Genomic DNA, 19,507 nt, shown 5'->3' on the forward strand with positions numbered 1-19,507 from the left:
CCTCGGGATATGGGTTCCCGCTTTCGCGGGAATGACGAGGCGGAAAAGCGGGGACTTACGCCCGCGCCCCCAGCAACGCCCCGCCGAAGCCGATGAACATCAGCCCCGTTCCCCGATTGAACAACCGCTGCCGGTTCGCGGGCGCCAGCCAGCGGGCGAGCTTCGCGCCCCCCAGCGCATAGACGCACTGCCAGCCGAATTCGATGGCGACGAAGCTCGCTACCAATATGCCCAACTGCATCGCAAAGGGCCGGCCGGTATCGATGAACTGCGGAAACAGCGCGGCCGCGAAGATGATGAGCTTGGGATTGCTGAGGCCGGTGAGCAATCCCGTGCCATAGAGCGCCCGCAGCGACCGCGCCCGCGTGGCGCCCACCTCGCCTGCTTCGCCCACCGGCGCGCGCCAGGCCTTGACGCCCAGCCAGATCAGATAGGCGACGCCGGCATAGCGCAGCCCGTCGAACAGGCGCGGAGAGGCTTTCAGCAACGCCCCCAGCCCCAGCGCGGAGGCGATCAGGCACAGCAGGATCGCGCTCATCAGCCCCGCCATGGTGGCGATCGCGCGGCGCGGACCATGATGGATGCTCTGCGTCATCACATGCAGCATGTTCGGTCCCGGCGTGGCCGAGATCAGGAAAACCGCCGTGACGTAGAGCCACCAGACATGCAGCGACATGGGTTTTCTCCTTTGCAGGCCAGCGCACAACCTTCCGTTCGTGTCGAGCGTGGTCGAGACACGGACGCCCCTGCTTCCCGGCTGCGCTCGAAGCGAACGGATGAAGGGCGATTGGCGCCAATTCCAGGCAAAAACAAAAGGGCGCCGAAGGCATCTGCCCCGGCGCCCCTTTGGACGATCTTGCGATCGTTCTAAGTTCAGGCCGCGGGCAGCGCAGCCTTCGCCTGGGCGATGATGGCGCTGAACGCCTCGCCCTCGTGCATCGCGATGTCGGCCAGAACCTTGCGGTCCAGTTCCACGCCGGCCAGCTTCAGGCCGTGCATGAACTGCGAATAGGTCAGGCCCTCGGCGCGGACGCCGGCGTTGATGCGCTGGATCCACAGGCCGCGGAAGGTCCGCTTCTTGACCTTGCGGTCGCGATAGGCATACTGGCCGGCCTTTTCGACGGCTTGGCGGGCGATGCGGATCGTGTTCTTGCGACGGCCATAATAGCCCTTCGCCTGATCCAAAATCCTCTTATGCTTCGCCTTGGTGGTCGTACCACGCTTGACACGTGCCATTGGTCAGCCCTCCCTTACTTCAGGCCATAGGGCGCCCAGAGGCGCACATGGGCCACGTCGGCGTCGGACATGACCGAGGTGCCGCGATTCTGGCGGATATATTTCGCATTGTGGCTGATCAGGCGGTGACGCTTGCCAGCGACGCCGTGCTTGACCTTGCCGGAAGCGGTGAACTTGAAGCGCTTTTTCACACCGCTCTTGGTCTTGAGCTTGGGCATTTTCGTCTCCTTTTACAGCGCGACGATTACGGACAGCCACGGCAGCCCTAGATAGCCGGGCGGTCCTTCTTGAATATCGCGAAGGGCGGCCCATAGTCGCAAGCATCCCGGAACGCAAGCGATTCGGACCCAAAAAGGCGGACCGGCGTTCAACCGCCATGGCCGACGCAGATCCCCTCCGGCCGGATAGGCCGGCGAGCGAGCCGCCGCATCCTCGCGGCGCGGGCCACCATGTCCAACGCATGCGCCAGGGCTGGCGAAGGCTGCCCCTGCCGGTGCGCATCCTGCTCTGGATCGTCGGCATCCTCTTCGCGCTCTGGCTGATCCTCTTCATCACCAAGGGCCGCTTCCTCAAGCATCCCTTCGAACGGATGCTCGGCAGCCGCCTGGAACGCACCGTGCGCGTCGGCGGCGATTTCCAGCTTTATTTCGATCCCATCGCCATCAAGTTCCGCGCAGAACATATGGCCATCGCCAATACGCCCTGGGCCAGCCGCCCCGACTTTTTCCGCGCCGACCTGATCGACAGCCGCATCGCGCCGCTCAGCCTGATGTTCGGCGACAAATACAAGCTGGGCTGGCTGGAACTGCGCAACGCCGCCGTTGACCTCGAATGGTCGCGGGACGGCAGGAGCAACACGTGGACCTTCGGCGATCCGGACAGGAAGGGCGAACCGCTCAACCTGCCGCTGATCCGCCGCGCTCTCCTGGCCGGCACGACGCTGCGCTATCGCGATCCCCGCATGCAACTCGCCGCCGACCTGGGCTTCGAGACGGTGAAGGCGCGGGACACCCGCTTCGCCGGCGACGTGCGCTTTTCCGGCACCGGGACGATGCGGGCCCGTCCCTTCACGCTGCGCGGCGGCCTGCTTTCGCCCGATGAAACGGTGACGGGCGGCAGGAACCAGCTTGCCCTCCAAGCGGAGGCGGGCGCGACCGTGCTGGAGGTCAGCGGCACGCTGCCCGGCGCGACCGAGATCGAGGGCGCGGACCTGCGCCTGCTGGCCCACGGCCCCAATCTAGCCCGGCTGTTCGATTTCCTGGGCGTCGCCATTCCCGAAACCCGCGCCTATCGCTTCACCTCCGCCCTGACCAAGGCGGGCGGCGAATGGCGGTTCACCCATCTCAAGGGCCGCTTCGGCGACAGCGACCTGGCTGGCCGCCTGACCGTGTCGCTGCCCGACGATCGGCTGTTGCTGAAGGCCGACCTCGCCACCCAAAGCCTCGACATAATCGATGTCGGTCCCTTCATCGGCTACGATCCCGAACGGCTGGCGCGGCAGGGCAAGGCGGGCGCGATCCGGACGGTCGGCGGCGCGCCGCGCATCCTGCCCGACGCGCCGCTGCGGGTGGAGGCGCTGCGCAATTTCGATGCGCGGGTCCGCTACGACGTCCGCCGCATCCGCGCCGACAATCTGCCTGTGTCCAACATCGGCCTGACGCTTTCGCTGGACCGCAGCCTGCTCACCTTGTCGCCGCTGACCTTCGACATGTCGGGCGGCCATGTCAGTTCCGACATCAGCATCGATGCCCGCGTGCAGCCGGTCCGCACCGTCTACGACATCCGCCTGTCGCCCACGCCGATGGGAAAGCTGCTCGCCCGCTGGGGCGTCGAGGAATCCGGCACCACCGGCACGATCAAGGCGCGGGTCCAGATGACAGGCCTCGGCAACACGCTGCACGATTCGCTCGGCGCGTCCAACGGCCGCATCGCGGTGATCCTGCCGGCCGGCTCCATGTGGGCGCGCAATGTGCAACTGTCGGAACTCGACATCGGCACCTTCATCACCAAGATGTTCCAGAAGAAGCTGAAGGATCCGGTGGAGATCAATTGCGGCCTGATCGCCTTCACCGTGCGCGACGGCGTGGCGGCCGCCGATCCGATCATCATCGATACGCGCAAGAATGTGATGCTGGGCCGGGGCGGCTTTTCCTTCCGCAACGAGAGCCTGGACCTCGCCTTCCGCGCCGACGGCAAGAAGTTCAGCCTGTTTTCCGGCCAGTCGCCTGTCGGCATCGGCGGCACTTTCGCCAGGCCGGGCATCGACGTGATCAGCCCCGAACTGGTCGCGCGCGGCGGCGCGGCGGCGGCGCTCGGCATCGCGGCCACGCCGCTCGCCTCGGTGCTTGCCTTCGTCGATGTCGGCGACGCCAAGAGCGCCGCCTGCGGCCCGGTCCTCGCCGGCGCGACCGCCGCCGCCCAGCGCACCAGGGGCGGCAAGCCCCGCGACGATGTCGGCCGCGGCACCACGGCCAAGGACGAGGCCGGCAGGGGCACCGCCCGCGAAAACAGGAGCCAGGAAAAGAAATTCCTGGGCATCTTCTGACCCGCCCTCAAAACCGCTGCCTTTTTTTGGCACCCGCTGGTCATGGGCGTGATCGTCATGAGAGGCAGGAGAGCGGTGGCGACGGCGCCCCTACCGGCCTGACCGTTCAAATCTTGCCATATTTCGCTTCGAAACCGGCCAGGTCTCCGGCGGCGAGATATTTGGCCTGGTCGATCCACTGGTCGCGCACCGGGCGGCCCTTGAAATTGCCTAGCCTGGCATCGATGGCGGCTATGTCGGCATCGCTCCAGCCGGCGATCTGGGCATAGCGGGTGACGCCCAGATCGAGCAGCAACGCGTTGAGCTTCGGCCCCACGCCCTTCAGCTTCAGCAGGTCGTCGGCATCGCCGGGCGACGCGGGGGCCGCAGGTTGCGCCGAAATAGGGGCAGCGGCGACAGGTCCGGGAGCGGCCGGCTCTGCTGGGTCGGCAACGGGCGGAGCGGCAACGGGAGCGGCGGGCTTCTTCGTCTCCACGGGCGCGGCCGGCTCGCCCGCCCGGTTGCGCCCGGACAGCAGGAATATGACGCCTATGATGACCAGCAGCGCGATCAGCAGCCACAGGCCATAGTCCATGAAAAATTCCTGCATCGCTCGTCCCTCCCTGTCCGAATTCGCCCTATTTAAAGATGGTTGAACGCGCGCCGCAAGGGGATCAGCGCGCCTCCTCCTCCCGCGCGACTTCCCTCCATCCGATGTCGCGGCGGCAGAAGCCGGTCGGGAAGCCGATGGCGTCGACCGCCTTGTAGGCTGCCTGCTGCGCCGCCTTTACCGTGTCGCCGGTCGCGGTGACGTTCAACACGCGGCCGCCATTGGCGACAATCGCGCCGTCCTTGTCCGCCGTCCCCGCATGGAAAACCCGCGCCCCTGCGGCTTCCGCCGCGTCGATGCCCGTGATCGCGCCGCCCTTCTCCGGCGTGCCGGGATAGCCGTTCGCCGCCATGACGACGGTCAGCGCGGCGCGCTCAGCCAGTTGCACCGGCCCCTGACCGGCCAGCCGCCCCTCCGCCACCGCCAGCAGCAATTCGACCAGATCGCCGTCGAAACGCATCATCAGCACCTGGCATTCGGGATCGCCGAAGCGGGCATTATATTCGATCAGCTTCGGTCCCTCGTCGGTCAGCATCAACCCGGCATAGAGAACGCCGCTATAGGGCGTCCCCTCGGCCGCCAGCGTGTCGACGGTGGGGCGGACGATCTTCTCGATCACCTCCGCTTCCAGTTTCGGGGTCAGCACGCGGGCCGGGCTATAGGCCCCCATGCCGCCGGTATTGGGGCCGGTGTCGCCGTCGCCGACCCGCTTGTGATCCTGCGCCGATCCGAAGGGCAGGATCGCGCTCCCGTCGGTCAGGGCGAAGAAGCTGGCCTCCTCCCCGGTCATGAACTCCTCCAGCACCGCTTCCGCGCCCGCCGCGCCGAAAGCGCCGGAGAACATGTCCTCGATCGCCTCGACCGCCTGTTCACGCGTTTCCGCGATGATGACGCCCTTGCCCGCCGCCAGCCCGTCGGCCTTGATCACCACCGGCAGCGCGAAATCGTCCAGCGCGGCGATGGCGCCGTCCTTGCTGGCGACGCGCTCATAGGCGGCGGTGGGGATATTGGCGCGCTTGCACAGATCCTTGGTGAAGCCCTTGGAGCCTTCCAGTTGCGCCGCCTTCTTGCCGGGACCGAACACAGGATAGCCCTTGACCCGCAAATTGTCCGCCAGCCCGTCGACCAGCGGCGCTTCCGGCCCGATCACCACCAGCCCGATGCTGTGGCGCAGGCAGAAATCCACGACGGCGCGATGATCCGTGGCATCCAGGTCGACCAATGTCGCATGCTGGGCTATGCCGGGGTTGCCGGGCGCGGCATAAAGGGTGGCAAGGGCGGGCGATTGCGCCAGCTTCCACGCCAGCGCATGTTCGCGGCCGCCGCCGCCCAACAGAAGGATGTTCATTTCGCCCATGTCCCCGGAATATGAAGCTGGATATGATGTGTCGGGGCGCCTGTTAGCCGAGGAACGCTCAGGGGACAACGCGCCGCCGCTCAGCGTGAGCGAATTGTCGGCCCTGCTGAAGCGCACGGTGGAGGACCGTTTCGGCCATGTCCGCCTGCGCGGCGAGATTTCCGGGTTCAAGCGGGCCGGGTCCGGCCACATCTATCTCTGCCTTAAGGACGACAATGCCGTGATCGACGGCGTGATGTGGAAGGGCGGGGCGGCGCGCCTGCCCTTCGCGCCGCAGGACGGGGTGGAGGTGATCGCCACCGGCAAGCTCACCACCTATCCGGGCCGCTCCAAATATCAGATCGTGATCGATCGGATGGAACTGGCGGGCGAAGGCGCGCTGATGGCGCTGCTGGAAAAATTGAAGCAGAAACTCGCCGCCGAAGGGCTGTTCGACCGATCCGCCAAGCGCCGCCTGCCCTTCATGCCCCGCGTCATCGGCGTCGTGACGTCGCCCACCGGCGCGGTGATCCGCGACATTCTCCACCGTCTGGAGGATCGCTGCCCGACGCAGGTGCTGCTCTGGCCGGTGCTGGTGCAGGGGCAGGGCGCGGCGGAACAGGTGGCGCGGGCGGTGCGCGGCTTCAGCGCGATGCAGCCGGGCGGCCCCATTCCCCGGCCCGACCTGGTGATCGTGGCGCGGGGCGGCGGATCGATAGAGGATCTGTGGAGCTTCAACGAGGAAATCGTCGTCCGCGCCGTGGCCGAATGCTCCATCCCGATCATCTCCGCCGTGGGGCATGAAACGGACACGACGCTGTGCGACTATGCCGCCGACATGCGCGCCCCCACGCCCACCGCCGCGGCGGAAATGGCCGTGCCGGTTCGCGCCGAACTGATGGCGATGCTGACCGAACAGGGGCTGCGCATGGACCGGGCCGTGCGGCGCGGCGCGGCGCAGGCCCGCGAACGGCTGGACATGCAGGCGCGGCTGATGCCCACGCCCGACACGCTGCTTGCGCCCCAGCGCCAACGGCTCGACCAATTGTCCGATGGCATTGCCAGCGCCCTGCGGCACCGCATCGCCGATGCCCGCACGCATCTGGGCCAGGCGGGCGGCGCGCTGCGCCCCGCGCTGCTGCGCCAATATGTCAACCGCGCCGCCGAGCGCGTGGCCCGGCTGCAACTGCGCCCCGATTATCTGGAGCGCGTCTATCGGGACCGGGCGACAGCCTTCGACCGGGTGTCGCGGCTGTTCACCTCGGTCAATCCCGACCTGCCGCTGCAACGCGGCTTCGCGCGGGTGATGGCGGGCGACCGGCTGGTCAAATCCGTGGCGGATGCGCAGGCGGCGGGGGCGGTCAGCCTGCACTTCCGCGACGGCGCGGTGGGCGCGACCATCGAAGGCGGCACGCCCCTTGAGAAGCCGCCCGCCGAAGCTATATCGAACCCGTCACGCCCCCCGCGCAAACCCCGCGAGGGCAAGGAAGCGGGCCAACCGGACCTGTTTTCCCGATGACGCCGCTGCGCAAGAAAGGCCGAGTGATCCCATGCTGATGTCCAACCGCGACCGCCCGGCCCGGCTGCACTATATGGCCTACAGCTTCCGCGTGCTCCAGGCGGGCGACCATGTGCTCTGCGCCGTCAGCGGGCGGAAAATCCCGCTGGAGGATCTGCGCTACTGGAGCATCGCCCGGCAGGAACCCTATGCCAGCGCCGAAATCTCCGCCCAGGCCGAATTAAAGGCGCGTGGCCTGTAAGATGCCGGGTCGTCCATGAAGGGTTGGATCGCCGCCGCCGCGCTGGCGACGATCGCCATGGCGGCTGAGGCTCCCCCTCCCGCGCAACTGATGCTGACTGGCGCGCCCGTCCAGGGCGGCGTCCTGCTGGGCACGGCGCCCAAGGGAATAGTCGAACTGCGCCTCGACGGACAGCTGGTGCCGGTCGATGCCGACGGCCGTTTCCTGATCGCCTTCGACCGCGACGCGCAGCCGCAGGCCTGGCTGACCGGACGCCTGGCCGACGGCACCCCGCTCGACCGCGCCCTCGCCGTCGCGCCCCGCGACTGGCGGATCGAGCAGGTGAATGCGCCGCTGCGCCCGACGAAAAGCACCGAAGCCTTCCTCGCGCTGCGCAAGCCCGAACTGGAACGGATCGCCGCTGCGCGCAATGTCGTGACGGACGCGCAGGGCTGGCGCCAGCGCTTCATCTGGCCGCGCATCGGCCGCATCTCCGGCCTGTTCGGATCGCAGCGCGTCTATCAGGGCCAGCCGGGCGCCTATCATGGCGGCGTCGACATAGCCGGCGCGCCGGGCGAGCCCGTCGTCGCGCCAGCCGATGGGGTAGTGATCCTGGCCGCCGACCGCCCCTTCACGCTGGAGGGCAATCTGCTGATGATCGACCATGGACATGGATTGAACAGCGCTTTCCTCCATCTCTCGCGGATCGACGTGATTCCCGGCCAACATGTGGTCCAAGGACAGCGCATCGGCGCGATCGGCGCCACCGGCCGGGCCACCGGGCCCCATCTTCACTGGGGCATGAAATGGAATGATGCGCGGATCGACCCCCTCCTGCTGGCGGGGCCGATGCCGCAAAGTTGAAGCAATATTTCACGGAACTATAATTTTATTCGTTCGTTTCGCCGCGCCGAAACGCAAAATTTTCTCCCAAAACTCAGGCCTGTAACAATGTTGTTAAACGGGCGTTCAATCTCCTTTTCTCGGTCTGTGGCATAATTGCTACAGTGCCGGTCAAATGCGATTTTCGACCTTCCACTCTGCTTTACACTCATAAAACGACTGCGCAGAGTATCGCGCAGCACGTGTGAAGAGGGTTTGCTGTCGGGCTCCTTTCGCCCTCTTCACCCGTCAAGAAAAGTGCGCGGGGCAATCCGCGGACCTCCAGAGCAAGGGACTGGATAGTGAAGACCATAACCAAGATCGGGCTGCGCGGTGGCGCGGCTCTTCAGGCGTTGACGCTCGTCAGCGCCGGCCTCGCGGCCTTCTCCGCACCCGCTTTCGCACAGGATGCTGCACAGGGTGCCAATGCGGATGAGGGCGATGTCATCGTCGTCACCGGTTCTATCATCCGCCGCACCGATGCAGAAACGCCGTCGCCGGTTACGACCGTCTCGGTTGAAAGTCTCGATAAGCGGGGCATCAGCACCGTTCAGGAAGGCCTACAGCGCATCGCGGCCAATAACGGTCCGGCGCTGACCAACAGCTTCTCTGCCAACGGCGCGTTTGCTGCCGGTGCTTCGGCCGTGTCGTTGCGCGGTCTGTCGACCAACTCGACTCTGGTCCTGTTCGACGGCTTGCGTGCGGCCTATTATCCGCTGTCGGATGACGGCACGCGCAACTTTGTCGACCTCAACACCATTCCCGATGACATTGTCGACCATATTGAAGTACTGCGCGACGGCGCCTCTTCCAGCTACGGCGCGGACGCGATTGCGGGCGTGGTCAACGTCATCACCAAGAAGAATTTCAAGGGCATTTCCGGCCGTGTCGAAAGTGGCATCTCCAGCCGCGGCGATGGCCAGCAATATCGTCTGTCGCTGACCGCCGGCACCGGCGATCTGGAGGACAATGGCTACAACGCCTATGTCAGCGGCTTCTACTACAACAGCAAGCAGCTGAAGAACGACCAGCGCCGCTATCCCTACAACAGCGACGATTATCGCAACATCTGCCATGATGGCGTGTGCGGTCCAAACAATGTCGTTGACGGTCTGGACGCCGACGGCGCCTATCCGGGGTTCAGCCCGGTCGTGACCAACACCGGAAGCACCCTGTTCGTGCGTCCGGCCGATGCGCTGACCGGCACGCAGAGCGGCCGTTATCAGTTGCTCAATCCGGCCGTCGCTTGCCAGCGCGGCTCCCTTTACAATCTGACCGCCGCTGAACTGGCCGATGCGGCCAATGCTGCCGCGCCCACCACCGTTTGCCAGGAAGACCTGACCAAGAATTATGGCGTCATCAACCCGGATATTGAACGTTACGGCCTGTCGGCCCGCTTCACCGCCCGCGTCGGCGATTCGAGCGAAGCCTATGCAGAATTCAACTTCCTGACGACCAAGGTCGCCTATGACGGCCTGCCCAGCACGCTCCGCGCGAACGCGCCGGCGCCTTTTTACTTCCCGCGCTATTCGACCTCGGGCAACGTCGCCTATTATGGCAACAACAATATCCTGCAGCTACCGGTCTATGTCTGCCCGCGCGGCACGACCGTGGCCTGCACGGCCGCCAATGGCACGCTAAACCCGAACAACCCGTTCGCGGCATCCGGGCAGAATGCGGCGCTCATTGGCCGTTTGCCCAACTCGATCGAACATGATGAATCGCGCACCCGCGCCTATCGCGGCGCGTTGGGCATCAAGGGGCCGATCAACGACAAGTGGAACTATCAGGTCGACGCGACCGCGATGCACATGGATCTGCGTCGTAAGTCGGACGGCTATGTCTACATCCAGCATCTGCTGGACGTGATCGCGGACGGCAGCTTCAATTTCCTCAATCCGAACGCCAACAGCCAGGCGACGATGGATTATCTGATGCCGACGGCGATTGCCAATTCGACGTCGGATATGGTGCAGGTGCAGGCGAACGCCAGCGGTGATCTGCTCGACCTGCCGGGTGGTCCCTTGCAGCTCGGTGTTGGTGTGTCGTTCCGTTATGAGGCGATCGACTCGCCGTCGATCAACTCCGACATCAACGGCGGTACGGAACGCTATTACCGTCTGAACGGCTTCGCCGTGAAAGGCGATCGCCGCGTCTATTCGGCCTATGCGGAACTGAATGCGCCGATTTTCGACCAGCTCGAAGTCAACGCATCGGGACGTTACGACCGTTATTCCGGCGGCCTCGACAATTTCTCGCCCAAGATCGGCGTGAAGGTGAAGCCAATCAAGGAAGTGTTGCTGCGCGGCACCTATTCGCGCGGTTTCCGCGTTCCCAGTTTCGGTGAAGCCAACGCAACCTTCCCGACCACGGGTTTCGTGACCAACAACCAGAGCCTGTTCAACGACACTTATCTGGCTCAATATGGTTGCACGGTCGCTACGTTCAGCGCATGCCCCCAATATATCCGCAGCGGCAGCTATGGTCAGACCTCGCTTGCCAATCCGGAGTTGAAGGCTGAAAAGTCGCGCAGCTTCACGGCGGGCATCCTTGTCGAACCGATGCGGGGCCTGTCCTTCTCCGTCGATTATTACAATATCAAGAAGACGGGTGCGATCACGACCGCCGACAATACCCCGGCACTGCAGGCCTATTATGCCGGTCTGCCGATCCCGGCGGGCTTCAACGTCATCGAAGACGTGCCCATTGCGCCGGGCGATCCGCGCCAGCCGCGCGTTGCGTTCGTGCAGTCGGGCTTCATCAACGCGAACACCATCAAGTCGGAAGGTCTGGATTTCGCCGCGAATGTCGACCTGCCGATCAGCGATGGCATCCGTTGGTCGAGTTCGCTTGAGGCCAGCTACATCATGCGGCTGGAAACCGAATTCCCCGACGGCTCGGTGGAACGTTATGACGGCACTCTCGGCAACTTCAACCTGACGGCCGGCTCGGGCACGCCAAAATGGCGCGGCACGTGGACCAACACGCTGGACTTTGGTGGCTTCGCACTCAGCGGTACGGCCAACTTCTTCGGCGGGTACGACACGTCGGCGATGGACCAAGGCACGGGCTACAAGGATTGCGGCCTGAACGACGGTTCGCTGCCTTGTCGGGTGAAGGACTATATCACCTTCGATCTCAACGCGCAGGTCAAGGTGACGGATCAGTTCACTTTCTACGCCAACATGCTGAACGTGTTCGACAAGCTGCCGCCGATCGACACGATCACCTATGGCGCCCATGCCTACAACCCGGTTCAGGGTGGGGAAGGTATTCTCGGGCGCTATTTCCGCATCGGTGCGAAGTTCAATTACTGATCTTCACTGGTCCGAAAGGGTATAAGGAAAGGGCGCTTCCCTCAGGAAGCGCCCTTTCTTTTTGGCCTGTCCGGTCTGGTTGAGGGCGATCACCCCAAACTCAACTTCAACCCCCCATCCCCCTCATCCACCCTCACCGTCGCCCCATCCGGCACCTCGCCGCGCAGGATCAAATCCGCCAGCGGATCCTGCAGATAGCGCTGCACCGCCCGCTTCAACGGCCTCGCGCCATAGACCGGATCGTAACCGACCCGCCCCAGCCACGCCCGCGCTCCATCGGTCAGGTCCAGCGTCACCTTGCGGTCCTTCAACAGCTTGCCGATCCGCGCCACCTGAATGTCGACGATCGGCGCCATATGGCTCGCGCCCAGGCGGTGGAACAGGATCACCTCGTCCAGCCGGTTCAGGAATTCCGGCCGGAAATGCGCCCGGACGATGTCCATCACCTGATCCTCGACCTTCTCGACCGGCTCGTCATCGGCCAACGAAGCGATGAACTGGCTGCCCAGGTTCGACGTCAGCACGATGATCGTGTTGGTGAAATCCACCGTCCGCCCCTGCCCATCGGTCAGGCGGCCATCGTCCAGCACCTGCAACAGCACGTTGAACACGTCGCCATGCGCCTTCTCCACCTCATCGAACAGCACGACCTGATAGGGCCGCCGCCGCACCGCCTCGGTCAGCACGCCGCCTTCCTCATAGCCGACATAGCCCGGAGGCGCGCCGATCAGCCGGGCGACCGAATGCTTCTCCATGAACTCGCTCATGTCGATGCGCACCATCGCGCTGTCGTCGTCGAACAGGAATCCGGCCAGCGCCTTGGTCAGCTCCGTCTTGCCCACGCCCGTAGGCCCCAGGAACAGGAACGACCCCAGCGGCCGGTTCGGATCCTGCAAACCCGCCCGCGACCGGCGCACGGCGGTCGACACGGCCTTCACGGCCTCCGCCTGCCCGATGACGCGCTTGCCCAGTTCCGCTTCCATGGCGAGCAGCTTCTCCCGTTCACCCTCCATCATCTTGTCGACGGGAATGCCGGTCCAGCGGCTGACCACCGAAGCGATGTCCTCCGGCGTCACTTCCTCGCGCAGCATCGCGCCCTGGGTGACGTTCTGCGCCTCTTCCAGCTTGCGCTCCAGTTCGGGAATCCGCCCATAGGCCAGTTCCCCCGCCTTGGCGAGGTCGCCCGCCCGCTGCGCCTGGTCCAGTTCGACCCTCGCGGCGTCCAACTGCTCCTTCAGCTTGCTCTCGCCCGCAATCTTGTCCTTCTCCGCCTGCCAGCGCTGGGTGAGTTCGGCCGACTGCTGCTCCAGATTGGCCAGGTCTTCCTCCAGCGCCGCCAGACGGTCCTGCGAAGCCTTGTCCGTCTCCTTCTTCAGCGCCTCCCGCTCGATCTTCAACTGGATGATCCGCCGGTCGAGCGTCTCGATCTCCTCCGGCTTGCTCTCCACCTCCATGCGCAGCCGCGAAGCCGCCTCGTCCATCAGGTCGATGGCCTTGTCAGGCAGGAAACGGTCGGTGATGTAGCGGTTGGAGAGCGTCGCCGCCGACACGATCGCGCCGTCGGTGATCCGCACGCCATGGTGCAGTTCATATTTCTCCTTCAGGCCCCGCAGGATGGAGATAGTGTCCTCCACCGTCGGCTCGCCCACGAAGACCGGCTGGAACCGCCGCTGCAAGGCCGGGTCCTTCTCCACATATTTGCGATATTCGTCGAGCGTCGTCGCGCCGATGCAATGCAGTTCGCCGCGAGCCAGCGCAGGCTTCAACAAATTGCCCGCATCCATCGCGCCCTCTGACTTGCCCGCGCCGATCAGCGTGTGCATCTCGTCGATGAAGAGGACGATCTGCCCCTCTGCGCCCTTCACCTCGTCCAGAACGCCCTTCAGCCGCTCCTCGAACTCGCCGCGATATTTGGCCCCCGCGATCAGCGACCCCATGTCGAGCGCCATCAGCGTCCGGTCCTTCAGCGTATCGGGCACGTCGCCATTGGCGATGCGCAGCGCCAGCCCTTCGGCGATGGCGGTCTTGCCGACGCCGGGATCGCCGATCAGCACGGGATTATTCTTGGTCCGCCGCGCCAATATCTGGATCGTCCGCCGGATTTCCTCGTCGCGGCCGATGACGGGGTCCAGCTTGCCCGCCCGCGCCGCTTCGGTCAGGTCGCGGGCGAATTTCTTGAGCGCGTCGTATCGATCCTCCGCCCCCGCCGTATCGGCAGTGCGCCCGCCGCGCAGAGCATTGATCGCGGCGTTCAGCCCCTCCGCCTTCACGCCAGCGGCCGCCAAAGCCTTGCCCGCCGCCGTCGTGCTGGCCAGGGTCAGCGCCAGCAACAGCCGCTCGACCGTGACGAAGCTGTCCCCCGCCTTGGCCGCGACCTGCTCGGCAGAATCCAGCACCCGCACCGCGTCATTGTCCAGCCCCGGCGTCTGCTGCGCTCCGCTGCCCGACACCGCGGGCACCTTGGCCAGCGCCGCATCGGTCTCGCGCAGCGCCACGCCCGCATCGCCGCCCGCCGCCTTGATCAGCCCGGACGCCATGCCCTGCTGGTCCTCCAGCAACGCCTTCAACAGATGCTCCGGCCCGATGCGCTGGTGGCTCATCCGGATCGCGACGGTCTGCGCCGACTGGAGGAAACCCTTGGCGCGGTCAGTGAATTTCTCGAGGTTCATCAGAGTCCTCTCTTGCAATTTGGCCCTTCGTGAAGCTGGTCACGATGTAATGTTGCATAAAAGCAACACAAGAGGCCCTACGCAAATATCCCTAGGGCGCTCCTCCGTTCACCCTGAGCGAAGTCGAAGGGGCGGGGCTGAGCTTGTCGAAGCCCTTAGCTACGCCCAGCCCGAACGGATGAGAGCTTATCCCGTTCCTACCGCTTCACCGCCTTGTGCGCATCCGGCGCGAAGGCATCCCCGAAGAAATCGCCCTTGTACCAGAGCGGCGCCTGCGGCTCGTCCGCGATCTCGCGGGCGATGGCATAGTTCACCTTGGCGAACTTGGCCGCCGCCTCCCAGTGAAAGGGCAGGCTCATCTGGTCCGACGGCTGGTGATAGTCGGTTTTCAGGAAATGTTCGAACGCCTCTTTCCCCGGCCCGGCGAAGCCGGTCATCAGGAACACGGCGGGCACCCCCTCCTGCACGAAGCGGTAATGGTCGGACCGGGTGAACAGCCCCTCGGCGGGCAGAGGATCGGGCGAAAGCGAAACGCCCTCGGCCTTCGCCGCCTTCTCGACGATAGGCCCCAAAGTCGAATGATCGGCCCCGAAAGCGATCACGTCCTGAAAATCATAGGTCAGGATCGGCATGTCGAGATTGACCACGCCGACCAGCTTGCCGCCGGCCGGCAGGACCGGGTTCCTCGCCAGATATTGCGACCCCAACAGCCCGTCTTCTTCCGCCGTCACCGCCGCGAACAGGATGGATCGTTTCGGCCGCTCCCCGCTTTCGATAAAGGCTTTCGCCACCGCCAGCATGGTCGCCACGCCGGACGCATTGTCCATCGCGCCATTATAGACCTTGTCCGGTCCCTTGGCGCTTTCCCTGACGCCCAGATGGTCGAGATGCGCCATCAGCAGCACATATTCATCCGAAAGCGCCGGGTCGGAACCGGGCAGCACCGCCAGCACGTTGCGGCTGGGCGCGGTCGCCACGCTGCTGGCGCGGTCGATGCGGACGGCGGGCTTCAGCGCGAAGCCCCTGGGCCGGGCGCCCTCCTTCTCGGCCTGGGCGCGGATCGCGGCGACGGTCTTGCCCGATCCGGCGAACAGCGCGTCGGCGGCGGCCCCGTTCACCGTGCCGGTGCCCCGGATCGCGGGCGTGCGGATATAGGGCTGCCCCTCCTTGTCCAGCCAGCTCACCGCCGGATGCTGCGCCCGGTCGCGCACCTTCTCCCACGGAGTGCGATTGAGATAGCTGGTGGTGGGAATGGTGATCAGGCCGATGGCTCCGGCCTGCTGCGCCGCCAGTGACTTTTCGGCGGCCAGATGCGCGCCGATCTCGCTCGGCATGCCGACGGGCGAGCCGGACAGCGCGACCGCGAACTTGCCCTTCAGGTCAAGCCCGGCATAGTCGTTTATCTTCTCCCGGTCCGATTTCAGGCCATAGCCGACGAACACTGCCTGCGCCTCGATGCTCTGCTTCGGCTCGCGGCCGAAGGCGGCGATCGCGACGTCATCGCCATTGGCGAAGCGCCTGCCGCCGATGGTCATTGCGGGGGAGGAGTCCTTGTCGAGTTGGGCGACGGCCAGCGTCACGGGCTGATACCAGCTATCCTGCACGGCCTGCCGCAGGCCCAACGTCTCGAACCGCGCGGCGACATAGCGGGCGGCGATGTCATAGCCCCGTGTGCCCGCGTCGCGCCCCTCCAGCAGGTCGTCGGCCAGGAAGCCGATGTCTGCGCGGATCGCTTCCCCGGTGATGGCAGGCGAGGGTTCGGCCAAGGCGAGGCCGGGGGTGGCGAGGACAAGGGCGAAGGTGGAAGCGAAGGCGAAGGAACGAAGGCGCATCGGGTGCGAAACCTCTTATGGTTGAAGGTCAAGCCTATCGCGCCCGCCCGGCCTGTCCAGCGGAAAGCGTATTGCACGGCTAAAACGCCCCGCTATGCTGCCTGCCGATCCATGACCATCATGAGGCGCTCATGACCTTCTCCCCCCATTCCCGCCGCTTGGCCCTGATGCTCGGCCTGTCCTCGCTCGCGCTGGTGCCCACGATGCAGGCCGTCGCGGCGCCCAGGGCGGCCAGCGCGGCCGCGCCCGCGCCGCTCTCCAGCCTCGTGTCGGCGGTGGACATCCCCTATGAACAATTCTCGCTGAAGAACGGCCTGCGCGTCATCGTCCACACCGACCGCAAGGCCCCCGTGGTCGGCGTGTCGATCTGGTATCATGTCGGCTCCCGCTTCGAACCGGCGGGCAAGACCGGCTTCGCCCATCTGTTCGAGCATCTGATGTTCTACGGCTCCGAAAATGCCGACGGCCCCTTCTTCGGGCGGCTGGAGGATATCGGCGCGACCGACTGGAACGGCACGACCTGGTTCGACCGCACCAATTATTTCGAAACGGTGCCGACCGGCGCGCTCGACCGGGCGCTGTTCCTGGAATCCGACCGCATGGGCCATCTGCTGGGCGCCGTGACGCAGACCAAGCTCGATACGCAGCGCGGCGTCGTTCAGAATGAAAAGCGCATGGGCGAGAATGAGCCCTATGGTCTCGTCGAATATGCGCAACTGGCCGCGATGCTGCCGGAGGGGCATCCCTATCGCCACTCCACCATCGGCTCGATGGCGGACCTGAACGCCGCCAGCCTGGCCGACGTGCAGACATGGTTCCGGACGCATTACGGCCCGAACAACGCCGTGCTGGTGCTGGCGGGCGACATAGACGTGCCGACCGCGAAGGCGAAGGTCGAAAAATGGTTCGGCGCTATCCCCGCCGGTCCCGCGCCCCAGGATGTCGACGCGACCGTGCCCACCCTCGACAAGGATGTCGAGAAGGTGATGCACGACAATGTCGCCGCCACCCGGCTCTACCGCAACTGGATCGTGCCGGGGGTGAATTCGGACGATCTGACCCAGCTCGATCTCGCCATGTCGGTGTTCGGCGGGCTGGGGTCGTCGCGGCTCGACAATATATTGGTGCGGGGGGAGAAGGTCGCCGTGGCCGCCAAGGCCAGCATCCAGCCCTTCGAGAAACTCTCCATCGCGGAGATCACCGTGGACGTGAAGCCGGGGCAGGACGCGGCGGCGGTGGGCAGGCGGCTGGACCAGCTTCTGGCCGACTATCTCGCCAAGGGGCCGACGGCGGACGAGGTGCAGCGCGCCGCGACGGCGCAGCTTTCCGGCACCATCGGCGGGCTGGAGAAGGTGGGCGGTTTCAGCGGCAAGGCGGTGACGCTGGCCGAGGGAGCGGTCTATTCCAACGATCCGGCCAAATATAAGAAGGATCTGGCCGCCTATGCCGCCGCCACGCCGCAATCGGTGAGCGAGGCGGCCCGCAAATGGCTGTCGCGGCCGGTGTTCCGCCTGACCGTCGCGCCGGGCGAGCGTTCGGCGGAGGATAATGCGCTGGCGGGCAACGCTACCCATCGTCCCGCCTATTTCCGCGATCCCAAAAAGCCCGCTCCCGTGGCCGCCACCCCGCCGCCGCCGACCAAGGTCGCCGAACCGGGCATAGAGCCGGTGAAGGATCTGGAATTCCCCACGGTCGAGCATGCGAAGCTCAAAAACGGCATCCCCATCGTCTTCGCCCGCCGCGCCACGGTGCCGGTGGTGCGGGTGTCCGTGTCCTTCGACGCGGGCAACGCCGCCGACGACAAGGCGAAGCTGGGCACGGCCGGGCTGACCGCCGCGCTGCTGGACGAGGGCACGACCACGCGCAGCTCCATCCAGATCGCGGAGGAACAGGAAAGGCTGGGCGCCTCGATCAGCGCGGGCAACGGCATGGACGCCACAAATGTCGGCCTCTATGCGCTGAAGCCCAATCTGGACGCCTCGCTGGGCCTGCTGGCCGACGTGATCCGCAACCCCGCCTTCGCCCCGGCGGAGGTCGAACGCCTGCGCGGCCAGGTGCTGACCCGCATCGCGGCGGAAAAGACCGAACCCATGCCCATCGCGCAGCGCCTGCTGCCGCCGCTTCTCTATGGGCAGTCGCATCCCTATGGCATTCCCTTCACCGGCTCCGGCACGGAAAGCGGCGTCAAGGCAGTGACGCGGGCCGATCTGGTCGCCTTCCACGACACATGGCTGCGGCCCGACAATGCGACCATCTTCGTCACCGGCGACACGACGCTGGCCGACGTGATGCCGCTGCTGGAAAAGCGGTTCGGCGACTGGAAGGCGCCCAAGGCAGCGAAGGGCGCAAAGCTCTTCCGCATGGACCGCATGATGCGGCCCTCCCGCATCATCCTGGTCGACAAGCCGCAAAGCCCGCAGTCGATGATCCTCGCCGGCCTGCTCACCAACAAGGCGGGCACCGACAATCCGGTGACGCTGCTGACGGCCAACGAAGTGCTGGGCGGCAGTTCCACTTCCCGCCTGATCATGGACCTGCGGGAGACGAAGGGCTGGGCCTATTATGCGGGCAGCGCGCTGCCGGGCGTCAAGGAGACGATCCCGCTGCTGGTCTATGCCCCGGTGCAGACGGACAAGACGGGCGAATCCATCGTCGCGGCGCGCAAGGACATCGGCGACTTCCTGACCGCCAAGGGCACGACCGAGGCGGAACGCAACCAGACGATCAACAGCCAGATATTGTCGCTGCCGGGCAGCTTCGAAACCTCGTCCGACCTGCTGGCCGCGATGATGCGCAATCGGATGCTGGGGCGGCCGGACGATTATTATGAGACGCTTCCGGGCGTCTACCGGGCGATGACGGCGGCGGACCTGGACAAGGCGGCGCGGGAGGCGATCGATCCCGCCCGGCTGATCTGGGTCGTGGTGGGCGACGCGAAACTGGTGAAGCCGCAGCTTGACGCGGTCGGCCTGCCGGTGGAAATGGGCACATTGGCCGATTGACGGTTACGTAAAGGAGAAGTGCTATGGCAGCAGTGGACGGCGCCTATGATTGCGTGGCGAAGACCCCGATGGGCGACCAGAACGGCGTGCTGACCGTCATCAGTTCCGGGGACAGTTTCCACGGCACCTTCGCGGGCATGATGGGTTCGCTCGACGTGGCGGACGGCAAGGTCGACGGCAACAGGCTGGTTTGGAAGATGAACATGACCATCCCCATGCCGATGACGCTGGAATGCGAGGCGGAGGTGAGCGGCGACAGCATCACCGGCACGATGCAGCTCGGCGCCTTCGGCGCAGCGGGCTTTTCCGGCACGCGCCGGGCCTGACGATTCGATAGCGACAGGAAGGGGGCGGGGAACA

14 protein-coding genes are annotated in these 19,507 nt (G+C 65.6%); 7 read left to right on the forward strand and 7 right to left on the reverse strand.

The features are described 5' to 3' along the window. Positions 1-55 precede the first annotated feature (55 nt). The 3 genes from SIDU_RS16390 to rpmI form a co-directional block, all read right to left on the reverse strand. Positions 56-676, reverse strand: a complete 621-nt coding sequence (locus SIDU_RS16390; RefSeq protein ID WP_007689501.1) for a LysE family translocator — start codon at positions 674-676, stop codon at positions 56-58. 197 nt (positions 677-873) lie between these two features. Next, complete coding sequence (rplT, locus tag SIDU_RS16395) at positions 874-1,236, reverse strand: 50S ribosomal protein L20 (RefSeq protein ID WP_007689504.1); 363 nt, start codon at positions 1,234-1,236, stop codon at positions 874-876. Positions 1,237-1,250: 14 nt separating this feature from the next. After that, a complete protein-coding gene (gene rpmI, locus SIDU_RS16400) occupies positions 1,251-1,454 on the reverse strand; it encodes a 50S ribosomal protein L35 (RefSeq protein WP_007689506.1) in 204 nt (67 codons plus the stop codon). Positions 1,455-1,612: 158 nt separating this feature from the next. Here rpmI and SIDU_RS16405 point away from each other — a divergent pair, with 158 nt between their 5' ends. After that, entirely contained in the window at positions 1,613-3,781 is a 2,169-nt protein-coding gene (locus SIDU_RS16405; protein ID WP_007689515.1) for an AsmA family protein, read from the forward strand. Positions 3,782-3,887: 106 nt separating this feature from the next. Here SIDU_RS16405 and SIDU_RS16410 read toward each other — a convergent pair whose 3' ends face one another. Further along, positions 3,888-4,370 carry a hypothetical protein gene (locus SIDU_RS16410; RefSeq protein WP_007689516.1) on the reverse strand — a complete coding sequence of 161 codons (483 nt, stop codon included), beginning with the start codon at positions 4,368-4,370 and terminating at the stop codon, positions 3,888-3,890. Between the two features lie 64 nt (positions 4,371-4,434). Continuing rightward, on the reverse strand, positions 4,435-5,718 hold the full coding sequence (purD, locus tag SIDU_RS16415; protein ID WP_007689517.1) for a phosphoribosylamine--glycine ligase: 1,284 nt from the start codon (positions 5,716-5,718) through the stop codon (positions 4,435-4,437). Positions 5,719-5,725: 7 nt separating this feature from the next. On the opposite strand from purD, the gene xseA reads away from it, so the two are divergent. The 4 genes from xseA to SIDU_RS16435 all read left to right on the forward strand — a co-directional run bounded on the left by xseA (position 5,726) and on the right by SIDU_RS16435 (position 11,644). Beyond that, the gene (gene xseA / locus SIDU_RS16420) at positions 5,726-7,225 is read left to right on the forward strand and encodes an exodeoxyribonuclease VII large subunit (protein WP_007689518.1); all 1,500 of its coding nucleotides are present in this window, start codon (positions 5,726-5,728) and stop codon (positions 7,223-7,225) included. Positions 7,226-7,256: 31 nt separating this feature from the next. Further along, complete coding sequence (locus tag SIDU_RS16425) at positions 7,257-7,466, forward strand: DUF2093 domain-containing protein (protein ID WP_007689519.1); 210 nt, start codon at positions 7,257-7,259, stop codon at positions 7,464-7,466. 15 nt (positions 7,467-7,481) lie between these two features. Then, a complete protein-coding gene (locus SIDU_RS16430) occupies positions 7,482-8,309 on the forward strand; it encodes a M23 family metallopeptidase (RefSeq protein WP_007689520.1) in 828 nt (275 codons plus the stop codon). Between the two features lie 320 nt (positions 8,310-8,629). After that, entirely contained in the window at positions 8,630-11,644 is a 3,015-nt protein-coding gene (locus SIDU_RS16435) for a TonB-dependent receptor plug domain-containing protein (protein WP_007689521.1), read from the forward strand. Positions 11,645-11,733: 89 nt separating this feature from the next. Here the strand turns inward: SIDU_RS16435 and clpB are convergent, their stop codons facing one another. Together clpB and SIDU_RS16445 are read right to left on the reverse strand one after the other, a co-directional pair. Further along, on the reverse strand, positions 11,734-14,313 hold the full coding sequence (clpB, locus tag SIDU_RS16440; RefSeq protein WP_007689522.1) for an ATP-dependent chaperone ClpB: 2,580 nt from the start codon (positions 14,311-14,313) through the stop codon (positions 11,734-11,736). Between the two features lie 197 nt (positions 14,314-14,510). Then, positions 14,511-16,145, reverse strand: a complete 1,635-nt coding sequence (locus SIDU_RS16445) for a M28 family metallopeptidase (protein WP_007689523.1) — start codon at positions 16,143-16,145, stop codon at positions 14,511-14,513. Between the two features lie 131 nt (positions 16,146-16,276). Between SIDU_RS16445 and SIDU_RS16450 the strand changes: the two genes are divergently transcribed. After that, a complete protein-coding gene (locus SIDU_RS16450; protein ID WP_007689525.1) occupies positions 16,277-19,147 on the forward strand; it encodes a M16 family metallopeptidase in 2,871 nt (956 codons plus the stop codon). 23 nt (positions 19,148-19,170) lie between these two features. Further along, the gene (locus SIDU_RS16455; RefSeq protein WP_007689527.1) at positions 19,171-19,473 is read left to right on the forward strand and encodes a hypothetical protein; all 303 of its coding nucleotides are present in this window, start codon (positions 19,171-19,173) and stop codon (positions 19,471-19,473) included. Positions 19,474-19,507: the final 34 nt, after the last annotated feature.

The organism is Sphingobium indicum B90A, assembly GCF_000264945.2.
Lineage (GTDB): Bacteria > Pseudomonadota > Alphaproteobacteria > Sphingomonadales > Sphingomonadaceae > Sphingobium > Sphingobium indicum.

What these genes read in the sequence shown, in the direction of transcription:
- SIDU_RS16390 (WP_007689501.1), bottom strand. Translation starts at nt 676, where the DNA reads ATGTCGCTGCATGTCTGGTGGCTCTACGTCACGGCGGTTTTCCTGATC.
- rplT (WP_007689504.1), bottom strand. Translation starts at nt 1,236, where the DNA reads ATGGCACGTGTCAAGCGTGGTACGACCACCAAGGCGAAGCATAAGAGG.
- rpmI (WP_007689506.1), bottom strand. Translation starts at nt 1,454, where the DNA reads ATGCCCAAGCTCAAGACCAAGAGCGGTGTGAAAAAGCGCTTCAAGTTC.
- SIDU_RS16405 (WP_007689515.1), top strand. Translation starts at nt 1,613, where the DNA reads ATGGCCGACGCAGATCCCCTCCGGCCGGATAGGCCGGCGAGCGAGCCG.
- SIDU_RS16410 (WP_007689516.1), bottom strand. Translation starts at nt 4,370, where the DNA reads ATGCAGGAATTTTTCATGGACTATGGCCTGTGGCTGCTGATCGCGCTG.
- purD (WP_007689517.1), bottom strand. Translation starts at nt 5,718, where the DNA reads ATGAACATCCTTCTGTTGGGCGGCGGCGGCCGCGAACATGCGCTGGCG.
- xseA (WP_007689518.1), top strand. Translation starts at nt 5,726, where the DNA reads ATGTCCCCGGAATATGAAGCTGGATATGATGTGTCGGGGCGCCTGTTA.
- SIDU_RS16425 (WP_007689519.1), top strand. Translation starts at nt 7,257, where the DNA reads ATGCTGATGTCCAACCGCGACCGCCCGGCCCGGCTGCACTATATGGCC.
- SIDU_RS16430 (WP_007689520.1), top strand. Translation starts at nt 7,482, where the DNA reads ATGAAGGGTTGGATCGCCGCCGCCGCGCTGGCGACGATCGCCATGGCG.
- clpB (WP_007689522.1), bottom strand. Translation starts at nt 14,313, where the DNA reads ATGAACCTCGAGAAATTCACTGACCGCGCCAAGGGTTTCCTCCAGTCG.
- SIDU_RS16445 (WP_007689523.1), bottom strand. Translation starts at nt 16,145, where the DNA reads ATGCGCCTTCGTTCCTTCGCCTTCGCTTCCACCTTCGCCCTTGTCCTC.
- SIDU_RS16450 (WP_007689525.1), top strand. Translation starts at nt 16,277, where the DNA reads ATGACCTTCTCCCCCCATTCCCGCCGCTTGGCCCTGATGCTCGGCCTG.
- SIDU_RS16455 (WP_007689527.1), top strand. Translation starts at nt 19,171, where the DNA reads ATGGCAGCAGTGGACGGCGCCTATGATTGCGTGGCGAAGACCCCGATG.